Source organism: Mameliella sp. AT18 (genome assembly GCF_028807275.1).
Taxonomy (GTDB): domain Bacteria; phylum Pseudomonadota; class Alphaproteobacteria; order Rhodobacterales; family Rhodobacteraceae; genus Antarctobacter; species Antarctobacter albus.
On record NZ_JARAMO010000043.1, the window covers coordinates 41760 to 60219 of the forward strand.

The 18460-nt window shown below is 65.6% G+C and carries 14 protein-coding genes; 5 read left to right on the plus strand and 9 right to left on the minus strand.

Annotated features, from left to right (window positions below; genetic code table 11):
- Positions 1 to 175: 175 nt before the first annotated feature.
- The gene (locus PVW46_RS05795; RefSeq protein WP_043140304.1) at positions 176 to 1537 is read right to left on the minus strand and encodes an oligosaccharide flippase family protein; all 1362 of its coding nucleotides are present in this window, start codon (positions 1535 to 1537) and stop codon (positions 176 to 178) included.
- Complete coding sequence (locus PVW46_RS05800) at positions 1534 to 2379, minus strand: glycosyltransferase family 2 protein (RefSeq protein ID WP_139132364.1); 846 nt, start codon at positions 2377 to 2379, stop codon at positions 1534 to 1536. Before PVW46_RS05800 ends, PVW46_RS05795 begins: the two co-directional genes overlap by 4 nt.
- 187 nt (positions 2380 to 2566) lie before the next feature.
- On the opposite strand from PVW46_RS05800, the gene epsE reads away from it, so the two are divergent.
- Entirely contained in the window at positions 2567 to 3784 is a 1218-nt protein-coding gene (epsE, locus tag PVW46_RS05805) for an exopolysaccharide biosynthesis GT4 family glycosyltransferase EpsE (protein ID WP_274575169.1), read from the plus strand.
- 33 nt (positions 3785 to 3817) lie between these two features.
- Here epsE and PVW46_RS05810 read toward each other — a convergent pair whose 3' ends face one another.
- From PVW46_RS05810 to PVW46_RS05820, 3 genes are all read right to left on the minus strand, one after another.
- The gene (locus PVW46_RS05810) at positions 3818 to 5005 is read right to left on the minus strand and encodes a Hint domain-containing protein (RefSeq protein ID WP_069210454.1); all 1188 of its coding nucleotides are present in this window, start codon (positions 5003 to 5005) and stop codon (positions 3818 to 3820) included.
- Positions 5006 to 5104: 99 nt separating this feature from the next.
- A complete protein-coding gene (locus tag PVW46_RS05815; protein ID WP_069210453.1) occupies positions 5105 to 8032 on the minus strand; it encodes a calcium-binding protein in 2928 nt (975 codons plus the stop codon).
- 125 nt (positions 8033 to 8157) lie between these two features.
- Complete coding sequence (locus tag PVW46_RS05820; RefSeq protein ID WP_133065698.1) at positions 8158 to 9402, minus strand: hypothetical protein; 1245 nt, start codon at positions 9400 to 9402, stop codon at positions 8158 to 8160.
- A gap of 499 nt (positions 9403 to 9901) precedes the next feature.
- On the opposite strand from PVW46_RS05820, the gene PVW46_RS05825 reads away from it, so the two are divergent.
- The 3 genes from PVW46_RS05825 to PVW46_RS05835 all read left to right on the plus strand — a co-directional run bounded on the left by PVW46_RS05825 (position 9902) and on the right by PVW46_RS05835 (position 13179).
- The gene (locus PVW46_RS05825) at positions 9902 to 11470 is read left to right on the plus strand and encodes a 2-isopropylmalate synthase (protein WP_069210451.1); all 1569 of its coding nucleotides are present in this window, start codon (positions 9902 to 9904) and stop codon (positions 11468 to 11470) included.
- A 160-nt stretch (positions 11471 to 11630) separates the two neighbouring features.
- Complete coding sequence (locus PVW46_RS05830) at positions 11631 to 12140, plus strand: methanogen output domain 1-containing protein (RefSeq protein WP_043140295.1); 510 nt, start codon at positions 11631 to 11633, stop codon at positions 12138 to 12140.
- 70 nt (positions 12141 to 12210) lie between these two features.
- Positions 12211 to 13179: a GGDEF domain-containing protein gene (locus tag PVW46_RS05835; protein ID WP_069210450.1), complete on the plus strand. Its 969-nt coding sequence runs from the start codon at positions 12211 to 12213 to the stop codon at positions 13177 to 13179.
- Between the two features lie 6 nt (positions 13180 to 13185).
- On the opposite strand, the gene ggt is transcribed toward PVW46_RS05835, so the two are convergent.
- From ggt to PVW46_RS05850, 3 genes are all read right to left on the minus strand, one after another.
- Positions 13186 to 14976, minus strand: a complete 1791-nt coding sequence (gene ggt / locus PVW46_RS05840; protein WP_443137030.1) for a gamma-glutamyltransferase — start codon at positions 14974 to 14976, stop codon at positions 13186 to 13188.
- Between the two features lie 84 nt (positions 14977 to 15060).
- Positions 15061 to 15573: an alkylphosphonate utilization protein gene (locus tag PVW46_RS05845; RefSeq protein WP_069210449.1), complete on the minus strand. Its 513-nt coding sequence runs from the start codon at positions 15571 to 15573 to the stop codon at positions 15061 to 15063.
- Positions 15574 to 15653: 80 nt separating this feature from the next.
- Positions 15654 to 16640 (minus strand): 2-hydroxyacid dehydrogenase, encoded by a 987-nt coding sequence (locus PVW46_RS05850; protein ID WP_069210448.1) that lies wholly within the window; start codon positions 16638 to 16640, stop codon positions 15654 to 15656.
- Positions 16641 to 16748: 108 nt separating this feature from the next.
- Between PVW46_RS05850 and PVW46_RS05855 the strand changes: the two genes are divergently transcribed.
- Complete coding sequence (locus PVW46_RS05855; RefSeq protein ID WP_043140290.1) at positions 16749 to 17246, plus strand: SH3 domain-containing protein; 498 nt, start codon at positions 16749 to 16751, stop codon at positions 17244 to 17246.
- Between the two features lie 75 nt (positions 17247 to 17321).
- Here PVW46_RS05855 and PVW46_RS05860 read toward each other — a convergent pair whose 3' ends face one another.
- Positions 17322 to 18398, minus strand: a complete 1077-nt coding sequence (locus PVW46_RS05860) for a Hint domain-containing protein (protein ID WP_069210447.1) — start codon at positions 18396 to 18398, stop codon at positions 17322 to 17324.
- Positions 18399 to 18460: the final 62 nt, after the last annotated feature.

An 18460-nucleotide genomic window follows, 5' to 3' on the forward strand; every position in this document is an offset into this window, starting at 1 on the left:
GACCTCGAAAAAACATGCGCCGCCACCCGGTGTCACAGGTGACGGGGAATTGCGGCGATTTTTAGGAAAACGCACCCACGTCCACCCGATTCCGGGCCGGACTGGCGGATAGCCTGAACTGGGTCTGGACAATGAACCAATCCTTTCGAAATTGTCGCCTTTCGGGACACCGGCCTTATCCACCCTGCTGTGACAGGTGCAGAATCGGACCCCAGTTCAACCAAATGGCGAGCCCTGCCAGAAACAGCCCGGCACAGGCAAAAACGACGTCGTGCAGCGCGTCCCAGGCGCCCATGCGGCGCGCCAGCCAGACCACCACCGGATAGGCCAGCGTAAAGGCCGCCGCCTGCCCGACAAGCGCCCCGATCAGCCCAGCCGCCTGCAGCCCGATCAGGATACAGCCCACCATCAGCACCGCACGAGCCAGCGCCAGGTAGAAGTACCGGCGCGAGTCCCCCGCCGCGAGCGCCGCCTGATCGTAGGTCATGACGATCAGCATCGGGATCTGCGCACAGGCCAGGACCACCGCCACCGCCCCCGCGGCGGCGTAACGCGCATCATACAACGTTTGTACCAGCCAAACGCCCATCAGGGCAAAGATTCCGACAAAGCCGATCAAGCCGATGGACACGGCAAAGCGCATCTTGCGCAGTTTCAGGAAGTTCTCGCGGCTTTCCGTCGGTGGGGTTTCCCGGTAGACCGGGATCAGGATCTTGTGAGTCAGAAGATTTCCCAGCATCAGCGGGAAGGAGGCCCAGAAGAACCCGATGTTGTAGACACCGAAGGCATCCAGCGCGATGAACTTGCCGATCAGCATCTTGTCGGCCTGGGTAAAGAAAAAGCCGCAGACCGTGGCCAGGAACACCCATTTCCCGAAGGAAATCAGCTCGCGCGCAGCCGTGCCTTCCCAGCGCAGGCGGTTGGCCGGGCCGGGCAGGTAGCGCCAGTTCAGCACCACCTCGATCAGGGCGCCGATCACGCCCGAGATCACCAGGGCCCAGACCGAGCCCCACCACCAGGCCAGGGCCACGGCAACGGCAACGCCCGCCAGTTGCGTGGCCATGTCCAGGACAGTGACCCGGCCCATCAAAAGGTGTCGGTTCGCGGTGATCATCCGCGTTGGCCTGAACCCAGTGATCAGCAGGGTCAGCGCCGAAACGGGCAGGACGTATGTCAGCAAGGGCTGGTCATAGACCCAGGCCATCGGCCACGCCAATCCGCAGGCCACAAGCCACAGGCCGATGCCCCGTGCCACCTGTATCGTCCAGGCGGTATCCAGAAAGTCCTGATCGTCACCGCGTTTCGACTGCATGATCGCCGGCGTCACGCCGACGTCCGAAAACTGGCCCAGCCCCATGAGAAAGACCATGACCAGCGCCATCAGGCCAAAGGCCTCGGGGAACAGCAGCCGGGTCAGGATCAGGTTCGATCCCAGCCGCACCACCTGGCCAAAGCCAAAACTGCCCAGCGTGAACAGCGACGACCGCATCGCCCGCGCGGTGACGGACCCGCTTCGGAAGGCGTCCATCGCGCTCATCGTCCACGGCTCCAGTCCTGCCGGGCACGCGGAGTCAACCTTACCGCCAGCGCGACGCCCGCGTAGACCGCGAAGCCCAGCGGATCGCGCAGCGCGAGACCCAGCTTTTCCGACAGGGGAAAAGCTGGCTTGTCCTCGTTCCGGGTCAAGCCCGGGTAAAGCGCGGCAATCTCGTCCACGCCGGCGTTCTGCCGCCTGCGCACCTTGACCAGGTTGCGCCAACCCTCGGCGATGGGCCAGCGATAGGGGGCCGGCACGCCCTGGCGTTCACCCGGGCGGAATTGCAGCCGGACATAGATGTCGTCCGAGATGATCTCGGGGAAGGCGCCCCAGCGGGCCCGGCCCGCCGCATTCACCGCGAAGAGGCCGCAACCCGGGACCACGTCCCGCATGAAGGGGACACGCCGCCAGATCCGCGCATAGGCCCGGCTGATCGCGCCCTCTGCGGCGATTTCGACCCGGCCGCTGGCATAACGCGGGGCATCCACGTCCAGCGCCGTGACCAACTGGGTCAACAGGTCCGGCGTGACGGTCACATCCGCGTCCAGGTAGATCCGGATCGCCCCGCTGGCCGCCGCGTCCCCGGCATTCAGCGCACCGGGCTTGCCGCCCGCCGGACGTTCGATCACCTCCAGATTCCAGCCCCGCGCCGCCATGCGCGCGGCGAATGCCCGGGCGAGTCCGGCCGTGTCGTCGCGGCAGCCATTGGCCACGACGATGACCTCGACCCCGTGATCGCAGGGCCCGTCAGAGGCCAGCAATGCTTCGAGGCAGTCGCCGATCAGCGCTGCCTCGTTGCTTGCCGGAAGAATGATCGAAACGCCCGCGTTCCGCCTCTGCATGGTTGCATCCATATCCCGCACTCACACCCGTACCACTGGGGCCACACATGAAAAAAATACACCTCGCCTTGCTCTGGAAACTGCTGCGGAACTGTGGCCAAAGCATGGAATCGATTAGGTTTGATAACGACGAACGCCCCACAAGAGGCGCGGCTGCCATCCATAGGATTATCAGGTGACGCAAGGCTTGCGTATAGGGTACATCGTCCCGCAATTCCCGGGACAGACGCACATCTTTTTCTGGCGCGAAATCCGCGCGCTGGAGGCGATGGGCCATGAGGTTCATGTATTCTCGACCCGCAAGCCGCCGCGCCGCCTGATTTCGCACGATTGGTCCGACCGGGCGATCGCGCGCACCACCTACCTGGGCCATGTCGATCCCCTGCCTGCCGCCGTGGCGCTGGCCAAGCTGAGCACAAGGGGCCTGCCCCTGTGGATGCTGCGCGAGGGACCGGGATTCGCCCGGGACGCGCTGATCACGATGGCCGCCGCCGAACGGCTGCGGCGCGAGGCGGCGGCGCGCGGGCTGGATCACATCCATGCCCATTCCTGCGGGCGTGTCGCCCTGATCGCCTGTTTCGCGCACCTGATGGGCGGGCCTCGCTATTCGCTGACCCTGCACGGGCCGCTGTCGGATTACGGCCCCGGCCAGCGGGTGAAATGGCGGCACGCCAGCTTTGCCACCATCATCACCCGCAAGATCCTGGCCGAGATCGAAGAGACCCTGGCCGGATCGCTGCCGGAGCGCCGGATCATCCGCCCGATGGGCGTGGACACCGAGAAACTGCAGCGCCGCACGCCCTACCAGCCACCCGAACACGGCCGCCCGATCCGCATATTCGCCTGCGGGCGCCTGAACGTGGTCAAGGGGCACCAGGACCTGATGGCCGCCACTCGCCAGCTACTGGATCAGGGCGTCGACGTGCGTGTCGAGATCGCCGGAGAGGATGACGACGGCGGCACCGGCTACCGGATCGAGCTGGAAGAGACGCTGAAGCGGCTGCGCCTGCAGGATCACGTCAAGCTTTTGGGGGCCATCGACGCGGGCGAGGTCAAGGACAAGCTGGAAGAGTCGCACCTGTTCGTCCTGGCCAGTTGGCACGAACCCCTGGGCGTCGCCTACATGGAGGCCATGTCGATGGGTGTTCCGACCATCGGCACCGACGCGGGCGGGGTGCCCGAACTGATCACCGACGGCTCCACCGGCTACCTGGTGGAGCCGAAGAACCCCGGGATGCTGGCCCGCACGATCCGCAGCCTGGTCGGCGATCCGGACGCGCTGATGCGCCTGTCAGAGGCCGGTCGCCTGCACATCGTCGAGAATTTCCGCGCGTCGCTGGGTGCCGAGGTTCTGGTCGAAGAGATCGAGCGCCTGCGAAATCCGGCCACCGTCCCCGAGGCGTAAGGCGGGTTTCACCCGCCCGCCCCGTTGCCCAGTTCAGGCCGCAAGACGCTTGCGCAGCCTCTCCGGCACCTGCCGCCGCGACGAGATCCGCGCGCAGGCCATTTCCGGGATCACCCGCTCTGTCCCGTAGCGCGCCATGTAATCGGCAAAGTTGTCAAAGCTTCGCCGCCCCGCGTAATCGACATAGCTCTCGGCAGGCGCCCCCTCTGCCAGCAGGACCTCGTGCGCCTCGGTCTCGACATGGTAGACGGTGTACCGCTCTCCCATCCGAGACAGGGGCACCTGCGCGATACCCGCGCCATCCACCAGCGCCCCGGCGTTCACGAGCATTCCATCCAGATAAAGCGCGTGGTCCGCGGTCAACAGCAAGTCGCGCAACGGCAGGCCGTCGCCCAGCGCACCGGCCCGGATGCGCACCGGCATCAGACGCTCGGCCGGGCCGAAACCGGTCGAAACGGTGGTCCTGCCGACCCAGCGCACCGGCACATCGCGCCCGTCCAGGGTTCGCAACAGGTCACCCGGTGCCAGGTCCTCGACCGCGCACGCGCCATCGGGGGTCGCCATCCCGGTCCCGGCCAGGAAACAGGTGATGCCGGCGTCCTGTGTGGCAAAGGTGGTGCCGCTGATATTCGGCGCCGCATAGTCCTGGTTCACGTCCGTGTGGACCCAGAAAGCCGGGTCGTCGATATCGGCGATGTCCGTACCGGCAAACAGCGCGTTCTCGTCATCGCCACTGTCGGCGGTGATATTGTCGATCACCGGGCTGGGATCGTCATTGGCAATGGCGATGTCGATATTCGTCCGGCTCAGCCCGGTTTCGGCAAAGTTCACGTCCCAGGCGCCACGGTTGGAAATCGCGGCAATCGCCTGACCGTTGGAAGAGGCGATGATATTGTCCGCCCCCGTGATCGACCACAGGTCGCCCGCCGCCGGGGTAACGGATCCGCCGGATGGGTCCTCCAGCAGCGCAGTCGCCCCCTGGGCCCCTCCTACCCCTTCGGCGATCGTGACCCGGTCCAGCGGCGCCAGCCCGGCCGGGCCGACGGTATAGGTGATCGTCGAATCCGATCCCGCCTCCGGCGCGTGCAGCACGATGACCTCACCTGCCGGGATCGGATGGACCGCGATGAAGGAAATCAGCTCGTGCGGATTGCTCGTTCCGTCGCCGTTCGGTCCCGTGAAATTTCCCGTGAAAAGAATGGCCCCCGTCGAAACCGCCATGTGATCTACCCCTTAACCTGTGCCGGATTGTCGAAATGTCGTCGGGCCGAGTGTGCCCCTTCAAAGTCGTAATGACAATCGCGGCGCGGGCGATGGCTTTCAGCGGAGCAGGTCTGCCAGCGGGATCACGGTGTCGGGGACGGCGTCAAAGACCACCTCTTCGATCCCCGCCATGCGAACGGGGCCGCTGTCGGCACGCGCAAGAACAGTGCCGTTTTCCCGTGTGAACTCATAGCCTGCACGCTCTCCACTCAAGATCACGCGATCCTGCCCCGGCCCCCCGTTCAGCACGTCCGCGCCCCCGCCAGAGACCAGAACATCGTCCCCCGGCCCGCCGGTCAGATAGTCTTCCTGCGCGGTGCCCTGGATACGGCCCTCGGCGCCCAGCAGCCTGACACCGTTCAGAAAGGCAGCCTTGTCCCTCGCTTCCCAGCCGTTGGGGCCGGAGGCGTTGTAGGCCATCAGCATGTCCCAGCGCGGGTTCTCATCCTCGAGATAGCGCAGGGCGCCCCAGCTGCCCCACATGGACGAGGGCGCCACGTCCACGAATGCGTTGAACAGCACGCCACCGGCATCGACCCATCCGGCCAGGAGGATCTCGTACAGGCGCGCCATTTCGGGTGTATAGCTGAACACCTCGAAGAAGGCGGTCAGCCGTTCGTCATTGACCCGCGCGCCATGTCCCACCAGGTGCGTGCCGCCCTCGTACATGATCAGCCGCAGGTCATGCTTGCGGGCCACCCCGGCGTGATAGGGAAAGATCTCCTCGACCAGCTGCCGCAACGACTCTTTCTCCAGCGCCTCGGCCACAGGGGCGATGGCGGCCTCGAACTGGCGGTCCTTGACGAATTCCCGCAGGGCGACCCGCTGCAGGCCCTCGGCCGCGCCCGCGTCCTGGGCAAGATCGGCGGCCGCATCCAGCCAGCCGTCCATGCGCTGCGCCATTTCCTCGCCGCCCATCTCGTAGCCGAAATAGCCGGTCACCGCATAGGCGTCGAAACTGTCGACCGGCATGTGCCCCAGCCGCAGAAAGGCCAGGGGCGCCTGCAGGATCTCCTGTTCCAGCCCGGGCCAGCCGGTATGCGTCGCCACCACCCGCACCAGGCGATCAGTTTTTTCGCCGAAAACCTCGGTCCAGATGTCCATGACCTGCGCTGCCCGCAGCCCGTAGAATTGCGCCCATCCCTGGTCCGTCGCACCCCAGAGCGCCTCTGCCTGCCCGCGCGCCCAGACCGCCTGCGGGAAACCGGGGTTCCAGACCTCGTTGGACAGCTCGACATAGGCCCTCAGGCGCGGGTCAAGGTCACGTTCGACGATCTCGGCAAAGCGGCGGACGTAATCGTCATCGGCCAGGTGGGGCATGTTGAACCAGGCATCTGCACCCACAAGATTGGCCAGCCGCACCATGACCTCGACCGGCACCCCCCATTCCGACCAGCTGGCCGTGGCCATCGTTGGCCGCGTGTCCCATCCCGTCACCGGAGAGCCGTTGGTGATCATCCAGTCCATGAAGCGCAACACGCGCACGTCCTCGATCCGGGCCAGGAAATCCGGGTTGAACAACGCCCCGGCGCGGTACAGCGCCTCGTGCTCTTCGCGCAGGATGACGATGTTGCGGATCGGGTCGGCGGGGTCGATCGCGGTGATCGACAGCGCCACCAGCCCTTCGCCCGGTTCATAACTGAAGGTCATGCGGCCCGGCTCGTTCCGAACGCGCCGGGCCCGGCCGACCAGCTTGAACTCGGCCTTGCCGTCATAGGTCAGGACATAGTCACCGCGCAGGGACGCCGCGTCCCTGGGCTGGTTCGTCAGGATCACGGTTTCGATGGCGTCGACCCCTTCGGGCATCCGCAAGGGCCAGTCGTCCTCGTCCAGGTGACCGCCGGCGCGCAACTCCTCGGTGCTGACGGCGCCCCAACGGTCACCGATGTTGCCGACCCAGCCGCGCGAGGATTTCATCAGGTCGAGAAAGGGATGCTGGGTCGACCAGTCGGAAATGCCGTTCAGGCCAATCCCCAGCGCCGGGGCACCCTGGGGCCTGACACCACGCGGCGGCAGCGAAATCGGCTGGCGTTCGGGCAGGTCCGGCGAGCGGGCCTCCTCTGTCGGCGGATCGCCGGGCGCAGGGGCCGTGGCCTCGCGCTGCGGCACCTGCTGCCAGATCGCCTCTGCCAGTTGGGCATAGTTGGCCACCACGTTCGGATGCAGCGTCGCGGGGGGCAAGAACCCCTCCGGCGGCGGCGCGTCGTAGATCCAGGCATAGGTGACCATCGCCGCCAGCATGTAGAGCGTCGGCGTCCCGTGCGGCGCGTTATCGGTATAAAGCGCCTCTGCCGGCAGCCCCTCCAGCAGGCCGCCCCGCTGAAAGAACCCGGCCAGGATCGAGGCCACCGGGATCACCTCGACCTGCGTGTCGGGACGGGTGACGGACATCACGTTCAGCAGGTCGCGATACCACTGGTGGTATTCGCCCGCGTTGAAATCGTGATACCGGCGCAACTGCCGGTTCGAGGGCGGGAAGTTGCGCGAGAAACTGGCCATGTCCGACCAGCCCTCGTAGACAAACAGCCGCGTGCCCGGGCTGTTGACCTCAACCCAGTCAAAGATCCGCTGCAAGGCGCCCAGCGGGCTTTCCCCATCCGGGTTGTCGCCGTCATAGGGCACGTCGGGCAACTGGTACTGGATGAAGTTCGCGGGCGTCGCGATTACCGCGTCGTAGCGCCCGTCGCGGAACGGCCCCTGCCCCGGCGACCAGGCGCCCTGCACCCCCGGAAAGGACCAGTTCGCCGTTGGCGGCAGACTGTCGGCAAAGTTCCTGAGAAACCCCCATTGCCCGTCCAGAGCCAGCGACCGCCCATCCGCCCTCGCCATCTGGTTCATCCAGTGGGGAACGTTGGTATGGTCCGATGTCTCGCTCTGGTGATGGACCAGCGAGTTGCCAAAGACGTAGACGCGCGCCGAGTCCCGGCCCTGCGCCGATGCGGCCCCTGCATACAGCACCAGCAGTGCCGCCAGAATTCTTATCATGGCTCTGCCCCGATTATCTTGCCTCGGGGCAAGTATGCCTGATGTGTGCCACAAGGCAAACGCAGCATTGCAGGCGAACGGGGCGCCCAAGGGCGCCCCGTGGTTTCAGGCGGGAACGCGTGGCATCACTCTGCCGCGGCGTCCTCGTAGGTGCAGACCGTGCACAGTTCGTCCGCGCAATATCCGGGGATGCAGGCCGGACCCACGTAGTCCCCGGGCGCGTCACCGACACAGAGATATTCCGCCGTGAAGGTCGCCCCGTCACAGGTTCCGGATTCCAGGCATGTCTCGCCGGTCCCGGTCGAGAATTGCCACAACGCGCGGCTGGAATACTCGCCGCTGGGATCGCAGGTCGCGGTGTAGTTCTGCGTCACCGATTTCGACAGCGCCGAGGTGAAGGCGAACGAGGCCGCGTAGGACTGCGAGATCGAGGCCGAGGCCTTGACCCCCGTGCCCAGGATGGTCAGCCCCGCTTCCATCGATTCCGTGACCGTGATCCCCCATTGCTGGGTCGTGGTCCAGCTGTTGGTCTTGGTTGTCCCGACCGAAATTTCATGGCTGATCGGGCAGTTCTTGCCATCGCAGGAAATCACCTTTTCCCAGCGCCCAACGGTGTTCACCGACAAGGGCTTTTGCGCCTGGTAGTAGCAGCGCTTGCCGGTGTGGATCGGGTCGACCCCGAAAAAGTTGTTCTCGCAGGGGAAGGCATTTCCGGTGTGGTGGACGAACCGGATGTCATAGCGATCCTCGGCCCCGTAACGGACCATGACGACGTCACCCACGTTCATCTGGCATTCGCGGTCCTCGGTGGCGCATTCGATCACGTCGCCGTAGCCCAGGGTATAGGCATCACCCATCTGGCAGACCTTGTCGCTGCCCTTGACCGGATCGAACCCGAAATAATCATTGGTGCAGGCGATCTTCTGGCTGTTTGATCCGCCGATCAGCGTGTAGGCCCACTTGCCCCCGGTGCCGTAGCGGACCCAGCGGTATTCCCCGTTCGGATTGCTGAAATCCTTTCCTTCGTCCGCGACCTTGGCAAAGGTTTCATCCGGCGGCACACCAAACAGGTTCTCGCGGATGTAGGCGCATTCCTTGTCTGTCCCGCGCGACGGGTCGCCCCAGAAGTTCTTGCAGGGAACCTTTTCCAGACCCTTGGTGATGAAAAAGGTGAAATCCTCGCTGATGCCGTAACGAGTGATGACCAGGTCGCTGGTCCCGGGTTCGCAGTCCTTGCCCTCCTTGGCGCAATTCACCCATTGCTGGGACTGAACGCTGGCGTATTGCGTCACGCCATCGCTGTAGATCGGTTGCGCCGCGGCTGGCGACGACAGGCATAGTGCTGACAACAATAGAAAAATTCTGTTCATAACGAGGGCCTCCAAACCCGGGGAATCAACTTTTGAGGGTACAGTGTTGAAGAAAATCCCCCTCAGGTGAATTCTTGACTTCTATTTTAAATAGCGAAACTTATAGCCGAATCGTCTTTAGGTTGTTTTGCAGAGTGTCGAATTTTCCCGTCGAAACCGGGTTTTCATTTGGAATTTGCTCCGTATATTGGCCGTCATGATCACGACCCGCCATAACGCCCCTCAGACCCGCCTTTCGGCGGTCTTTGCGCTTGGCGCCGGTCTACTGCTAACTCGCCTCTGAGCGTGGCCCCCTCGGCGCGCGTGCTCAGAGGAGATGTGTGACGCGCCGGGACCTGCACGCACACGAGTTGGGACCTTTCCGATGACAGACACATCAGGCCAGAACCGGGGCCGTCATCCTTCCGCTTTCGCGGACCCGGCGCGCGTGCCCGCAGGTCACCCCCCCAAGACAGTCCGGACCGCCCCGGCGGCCCGCCCGCATAGCTGAGGAAAGACCATGAGCACCGAAAAAGACCGCGTCGTCATCTTCGACACCACCCTTCGCGACGGCGAACAATCGCCCGGCGCCACCATGACCCATGACGAAAAACTCGAGATCGCAGAGCTGCTCGATGACATGGGCGTCGACATCATCGAGGCCGGTTTTCCGATCGCCTCCGAAGGCGATTTCCGCGCCGTGTCCGAAATCGCCCAACGGTCCAAACAGGCCGTGATCTGCGGCCTTGCCCGCGCGCAGCTGCCCGACATCGACCGCTGCTGGGAGGCGGTCAAGAAATCCGCACGGCCGCGCATCCACACCTTCATCGGCACCTCGCCGCTGCACCGCGCCATTCCGAACCTCACGATGGACGAGATGGCCGAGCGCATCCACGAGACCGTGACCCACGCCCGCAACCTCTGCGACAACGTGCAATGGTCGCCGATGGATGCGACCCGGACGGAATGGGATTACCTCTGCCGCGTGGTCGAGATCGCCATCAAGGCGGGCGCCACCACGATCAACATTCCCGACACGGTGGGCTATACCGCCCCGGTCGAAAGCGCCGACCTGATCCGCAAGCTGATCGAAACCGTGCCCGGCGGTGACGAGGTAGTCTTTGCCACCCATTGCCACAACGACCTTGGCATGGCGACGGCGAACGCCCTTGCCGCCGTCGCAGGTGGCGCACGCCAGATCGAATGCACCATCAACGGCCTTGGCGAAAGAGCGGGCAACACGGCCCTCGAAGAGGTGGTCATGGCGCTCAAGGTGCGGGGCGACATCATGCCCTACTACACCGAGATCGACACCAAGAAGATCATGCATATCTCGCGCCGCGTCTCGACAGTGTCGGGCTTCCCGGTACAGTTCAACAAGGCCATCGTCGGCAAGAACGCCTTTGCCCACGAAAGCGGCATCCACCAGGACGGGATGCTGAAGAACGCCGAGACCTTCGAGATCATGCGGCCCGAGGATGTGGGCATCGCGGGCACCTCCTTGCCGCTGGGCAAGCATTCGGGCCGCGCCGCGCTGCGGGCCAAGCTCAAGGACCTTGGTGTCGAGGTCGGGGACAACCAGCTCAAGGACATCTTCGTGCGGTTCAAGGATCTTGCCGACCGCAAGAAAGAGGTCTTTGACGACGACATTCTGGCGCTTGTCACCGCAACCACCGACGGCGATTCGAACCGCCTTGAACTGGTGAACCTGCGGGTGGTCTGCGGCACCGGCGGTCCGGCCGAGGCGCAGCTGGAAATGGAAGTCGATGGCCAGGACCAGAGCGCAACCTGCCACGGCGACGGCCCCGTGGATGCCTGTTTCAAGGCCGTGCGCGAACTGCACCCCAACAAGGCGCGGCTGCAGCTCTACCAGGTGCACGCCGTGACCGAGGGCACCGACGCCCAGGCCACCGTTTCCGTGCGGCTTGAAGAGGACGGCATCATCGCCACCGGCCAGTCGGCGGACACCGATACGGTCGTCGCCTCCGTGCGTGCCTATATCCAGGCGCTGAACCGACTCATGGTGCGCCGCTCCAAGATGGGACCGGGCGCCGACACGCGCGAAATATCCTACAAGGAAATGGGCTGACCCAGGCCCCGTGCTCCGTCGACGTCCCATTCGCCGGCGGAGCCCCCCCAATGAGCGAGTTGACGAGTCCGTGAGCGCGTAAACCCAGGTTAAAGATTTACTGCATTTTAACCTTTTTGATGTTCTGTTAACCGAGTTTATTCGTTTGCTGGAGGCCCCGATGGCCCCGACGCCCCCGAAGTCCGACATCGACGACCTGAATCCCAAGGGTTTCTTCGCGGATATCGTCGGGGCCTTGTCCGGCACCCTTCAGGAAGTCGTGGGCATGGATGAGGCTTCGGCCTTTGTCGCGCGTGTCGGCGACGACATGGGCCGCAGCATTGCCGACCGCTACCGTGATGATGACGGCGCTCTGCCTGGTGAACCGGTCGAAATCGGCCGCATCCTGTGTGATCTCAAGCAAAAGATCGGCGGGCATTTCGAACTGGTCGAGGCAGGGCCGGACAAACTGGTATTCACCGCCTCCAGTTGCCCCTTTGGCAAGCGGGTCGAGGGCAGGCCCTCGTTGTGCATGATGACCACCAACGTTTTTGGCCGCATCGCTGCCGAAGCGAATGGCTATGCCTCGGTCGAGATCGACGAGGCACTGTCGATGGGACATTCCCGTTGCCATGTCACGGTCCACCTGGTCCGGAGCGAGGATGGCGACATCTACGAGTTTTTCGCATGAAGGGTCTTTTGCGCGCAAACAGCCAGGACCGGGGTCAGGGCTTCACCCTGTCCCGGAGCCGGGCAGCGGGATGACCGTGACCGACGCCGTGCTGGACGCGGCCCTGGGTGCTATCGGCCAGGCAATCGAGCGTGCTCCTCGCGCGATGATGCTGCTGGATGACCAGTGGACCGTCCTTCTGGCCAACCGCCACGCGCGCGACCTTCCCGGGCTGCAGGTCGGCCTGCAACTGGCCAGCCTGGCCCGCGAAGATGCCGACACCATGACAAAGGGGCTGAAACAGGCGATTTCCACCTCGCGCGGGATTCCGCTGCGTCTGACCTTTACCGAAGAACCGATGACATTCCAGGCCTGGCGGATCGATCCCCTGCCCGGCATGGAAAATCCCTTGGTGATGCTGAAATCCGACCCCTCCAACCTGTTTGCCGCACGGCTCACTTCGCTGGAACGCCAGCAGGACAGCACGCGCCGCCGGTTGAGTCAGACGGAAGAGGAACGCGACAGGCTGCGCCATACCGCGCGGCGGCTGTCCAGCCTTGCCATGACCGATCCGCTGACCGGCCTGATGAACGCCCGCAGTTTCCGCGAAGAAGGACAGCGGCTGCTGGCCAGTCCTCAGGGCGCTGTCGGGCTGATCTACATCGACCTCAACGGATTCAAGCCGATCAACGACCAGTACGGCCATTGCGCCGGCGATGAGGTCCTGAGCCGGGTCGCCCGACGGCTGCGCGAAACCCTGCGCAACGACGCCAGCGCCGCCCGGCTGGGCGGCGATGAATTCGGCATCTGGCGCCCGGACACAACCCAGCGGGCCATGCTGACCTGTGTCAACGACCTGCGCGCGGCATTGGCCCGGCCGATGACATTGGAACGGCCGGGCGGTACGGATATCGTCCTGCCCGGCATCGACGCCGCCTTTGGCCGGGCCACGGCCCCGCATGACGGTAGCGACGTGGACATGCTTCTGAAAAGGGCGGATGCGCGGATGTACGCAGACAAGTCCCGCCACCGGGGGGCTTGCCTGCGCCTGTCCGGCTGAGCGGCGTCACTCGCCCAGCGCGATGCCCTCGCGGCGCGGATCCGCGCCACCCTGCAGACCCTCCGCCCCGATGGCGATGGCATGCAGGCCGGAATTCAAATCACGCACATCGGTGTTGAACCCCATCTCTGCCAGCGGTCCCGCCATGTCAGCCATCGGCGTTCCGGCCTCCAGGTCGAAGGTGCCGAAACGGTTGACGCCATGCGGCATGGCCACCGCCTGCTGCACGTCCATGCCCCAGTCCACATGCGCGATGATCGCCTGCGCGACATAGCCGATGATCCGCGAGCCGCCGGGTGATCCGATCACCAGCACCGGCTTGCCCTCTTCGCGCACGATGGTGGGCGACATCGACGACCGCGGCCGTTTGCCCGGCGCCACCGCGTTGGCGATGGGCACCCCGTCCTGGTGCGAGCGGAAGGAGAAATCCGTCAGCTCGTTGTTCAGCAGGAAGCCGTTGGTCATCAGGCGCGAGCCAAAGCCGTTCTCGATGGTTGTCGTCATCGACAGTGCGTTGCCGTACTGATCGACGATCGAGATATGCGAGGTCGAGGGGAACTCGATACTCTCGTCATCGGCCCAGAGCATCGCGTGATCCCAAGCCGGCATCCCCGGCGCCACTTCCGGAAGGGCATCGTCGCCTTCCAGCAGGCGCGCGCGTTCGCCCAGGTAAGCCGGATCGACCAGCCCGTCGGTCGGCATCGGGACAAAATCGCTGTCCGCCATGTAGCGGCCCCGGTCGGCAAAGGCGAGGCGCGAGGCATCGCCGATCTTGCGCCAGGTCTGCGGATCATCCGCGGCACCTGGATCGGAGGCATCCAGCATCCCCAGGATCTGCCCCACGGTCAGCGCACCGGACGAGGGCGGGCCCATACCGCAGACTTCCAGCCCCCGGAACGGCGCACAGACCGCCGGGCGTTCCTTGACCTCGTAGGCGGCGAGGTCGGCAAGGCTCATGACGCCGGGGTTGGGCTCGAACCCGCGCACCGTGTCGACGATGTCCTGCGCGATCTCACCCTGGTAGATCACCTGCGCGCCTTCACTGGCCATGCGGCGCATGACATTGGCATAGTCCGGGTTTTTCAGCACGGTCCCGGCCACGGGCGGTATGCCGTCCGGCAGGAAGTAGTTGGCGGAAGGCTCGTAGCGGGTCAGCGCGGGGACATTGGCCAGCACCAGCTGGCTGAGACGGGGAGAGACCTCGAACCCCTCGTCCGCCAGCCGCGTGGCCGCATCGAACAGCCCGGCCCAGTCGGACTTGCCCCATTTCTCATGCGCGGTCTGCATCAGCGCGGGCGTGCCCGGCACGCCGACAGAACGGCCCCCGATCACCGCGTCCCAGAATCCCATCGGCTCGCCATCCGCCGTCTGGAACAGGGTGGGCGTGGCTGCGAAAGGTGCGGTTTCCCGCCCGTCCAGCGTGGTGATCTCGCCCGTTTCGCCGTCGTGCCAGACCAGAAAGGCCCCGCCGCCGATGCCCGAGCTTTGCGGCTCGACCAGCCCCAGCACCGTCTGCACGGCGATCATGGCATCCGCCGCCGTGCCGCCGGCGCGCAGCACCTCGGCCCCGGCCTGCACGGCATGCGGGTTGGCCGCCGCCACCATCCATGTCTGCGCCTTGACCGGTTGACCGGCCTCCTTGGCCTCCAGCGCTGCGGCGACCTCTGGCGACAAGGCGGCAAAGCCGCCGCCATCCACCGTGGCCGCCTCGGGGGCGACGGTATCCGTGCTTTGCTGTGCCAGCCCCGCACCCGCCGTCAGCATCAACAGCGTGGCTATCTGCGCAATCCTCATCATACACACTCCCTGGTTGCGTCTACTAACCGGCAGTCAATCAGTAGAAACGAGTCGGGGATAGGCCTGATGTGCGGGTGAGCAATCTTAGGCCTTCTTGACGTACTTCGTCAGGATCACGATCCGCTGTCCTTCGACCCGGCCCGAGATATGGTCTGCGTTGTCCGGCTCCAGCGAGATCTTGCGCACCGCCGTCCCCTGCTTGGCGGTGAACCCGGCCCCCTTGACCGGCAGCGCCTTGATCAGCGTCACCGTGTCCCCGTCCGACAGGACCGCACCGTTGCAGTCGCGGTGAACGACACTCTCGGCAGGCGCGGCCTCGGCCTGCGCCCAGTCCAGCACATCGGGTTCAAGGTAGGCGATGTCCAGCAGGTCCCGCGCCCAGGCCGCGTTCAGCCGGTTCAGCAGCCGCCAGGCCAGGACCTGTTCGGCGGGTTCCGTGCTCCAGATCGCCTCGTTCAGGCATTGCCAGTGCGGGCCGTCCTCGGGCCCGTTTTCCACACCTGCGCGGCAGGTCGCACAAAGGGCCACCTCATCGGCTCGCGGGGCCACCGCAAGGGGCGTGGCCTCCTCGGCCTTGCAAAGCGCGCATTGGGTCATGGCGGGGGCCTTTCCGATTGGTATCCGCCCCCGCCTGATGCGCGGCGGGCCACCCCAAGTCCATGCGGCGGATGGGCGCCCTACAGCATCGCGGGCACGACCTGGTCCGGCGGACGGTGACCATCATCGAAGGTCTTGATGTTGATGATGACCTTTTCGCCCATCTCGATCCGCCCTTCTTCGGTGGCCGATCCCATATGCGGCAGCATCATCACGTTGGGCATGTTGCGCAGCTCGGGGTTGCCCTGGATACCATGTTCGTAGACGTCCAGCCCCGCACCGGCCAGTTGCCCGGCCTTGAGCATCCGGGTCAGCGCGTTCTCGTCGATGACCTCCCCGCGCGAGGTGTTCACGATCACCGCGCTGGGTTTCATCAGTTGCAGGCGCCGGGCGTTCAGCAGGTGGTAGGTGCTGGGCGTCGACGGACAGTTCACGCTGATCATGTCCATCCGCGCCACCATCTGGTCGAGGCTTTCCCAATAGGTGGCCTCCAGCGCCTCTTCGGTCTCGGGGCGCAGGCGGTGGCGGTTGTGGTAATGCACCTGCATCCCGAAGGCCGCGGCGCGCCGCGCGACCGCCTGGCCGATGCGGCCCATGCCCAGGATGCCCAGGCGGCGCCCGCCCAGGCGCTGGCCCAGCAAAGCGGTGGGCGCCCAGCCAGCCCAGTCGCCGCCCTGCATGACGGTCAGACCCTCCTGGATGCGCCGGGTCACACCCAGCATCAGCGCCATGACCATGTCGGCGGTGTCCTCTGTCACCACACCCGGCGTGTTCGAGACGAGGATGCCGCGCGAGCGCGCGGTGGAAACGTCGATGTGATCGAATCCCGCGCCGAAATTGGCGATCAGCTTCAGCCGTTCGCCCGCCTGGCCGATCAGCCCGGCGTCGATCCGGTCGGTCAGCGTGGGCACCAGCACGTCGGCCTCCTGCACCGCGTCGATCAGTTCGCCACGGGTCATCGGCGTGTCATCGGCACGCAGTTTCGCGTTGAACAACTCGGTGAGCCGTGTCTCGACCACTTCGGGCAAGCGTCGCGTCACGACAACACTCAGACGTTTTGATGGCATTCAGCCTCTCCCCAAACTTCCCCTGCGGGTCCCACGGGCGGTAGACTGCGACAGGAAAGGACGGGGCACAAGAACCCCGCCGGAAAAACTGAGCAGGACCTGAAAACCATGTTCAAACAAGCGATCGCCGCGGCGGTGGCGCTGCTGATTCTGGCCGGTCCCGGCACGGCGGGGCAAGACCGGGGGCCGGTGACGAACCTGCCGCTGCCGCGTTTCGTCTCGCTCAAGGCGTCCGAGGGCAATGTCCGTCGGGGGCCTTCGCTGACGCACCGGATCGACTGGGTCTACAAGCGGCGCGGAATGCCGCTGGAAATCACCGCCGAACACGGCCACTGGCGCCGGGTCCGCGACCGGGACGGCGCCGGCGGCTGGGTGCATTACTCTTTGCTGTCGGGCGCCCGCACGGTGATCGTGGAACAGGACATGCTGAGCCTCTACCGCCGTCCCGACCCGGACAGCGTGGTGGTGGCCCGGCTGGAACTGGGGGTGATCGCGCGGCTGGGCGATTGCGGGCCGGACTGGTGCCGCCTGACCGCCGATGGTTATCGGGGCTGGGTCGACAAGACCGCGCTTTGGGGTGTGGGACTGGAAGAAATCCGCGAGTGAGCACGCCATGGCGACGGGCGTATGCTAGCGGCCCGAGGTCCCGGGCAAGCCCGGGACGGGGTCACGCGGACCGTCTCAGGCCGCCTCGTGCAACAGGATCGCCGCCTCGGAGGCCGAGAGGTTGCGCCGCGCATAGGCGCCATAGCCCTGCGGGTTCGAGGCCACGCCCGGCAGGGTCTGCAACAGGCGCTTGCGATCCTCGGCATCCAACGAGGTGAGCGCCGTGTTCGCCGGGTGAAAGCTCTCGGTCTCGACCCCATCGGCAAAGAGCACCTCGTGCCGGGGCAGGAGAAGGTGGACATAGGTCACCTCCTTGACGGTGCTGTCCTGCACCACACCCTTGCCATCGACCAAGTCCCGCGCCGTTACCAGCACCTCGGGCGTGTTGAACAGCGCCTGCGCGGGCGCACCGCGCACCACCATGCGGTGATCCGGAGAGACCAGGATATCGCTGTTGGGCTGGCCCAGCCCCAGCGCGCCGGCCCGCACCCGGATCGGGCGCAGCGCAGGCATGGCAAAGAGACGGGCACCGGACATCCGGCGGCTGCCGATCCAGCAGATCGGCTGGGCACCGCTGTCCTTGGTCTGCACCAGGTCGCCCTCGCACAGCAGACCGACCGGCACCGGCCCGCGCGGCGTCAGGATGCGTGTCCTGGGCGTGAAACAGATCACGCCGCCCGGGTCGGACCTGGCGGCCAGTGTCTGCGCTGAGCGGACATGGTGCACCACCCAGAGATCGACACCGGCGGGCGGCAGTTCATCCAGACACATCAGCAAGGGCGGCACATGTGGCCCCACCGGGATCAGCGTCACGGTATAGCCCTTGCGCCCGTCCGTCACGACAAAGGTCGAGTCGCCACCGGGCGCATCTTGCCCGGCCTCGCGCAGGTCAGCCCCCCGGGGACGTTCCGCCGCCAGGGCAGCGCCCACCAGCCGACGCACCATGCGCGCCGCGCGTGGTCTGATGTCTTCGCCCGGGTCCGCCCTCTCGCCCAGCGGAAGGAGGGACGCCGGACCGTCCACCCGGACCGGCTCTCCGGACCAGGACCATGCGGCCCCGACCTGCAATGCCGGTTCGGGCGCATCCCGCACCCCGTCGATTTCCGTCTGCGCCCAGGAGATGACGAACGTGCCGCGATAGCCCGTTCCCATGCCTGCTCTGCCTCTTGTCATTTTTTCGGAAAGTGTAATCGACGGGCGGGGTTGCGCAAAGC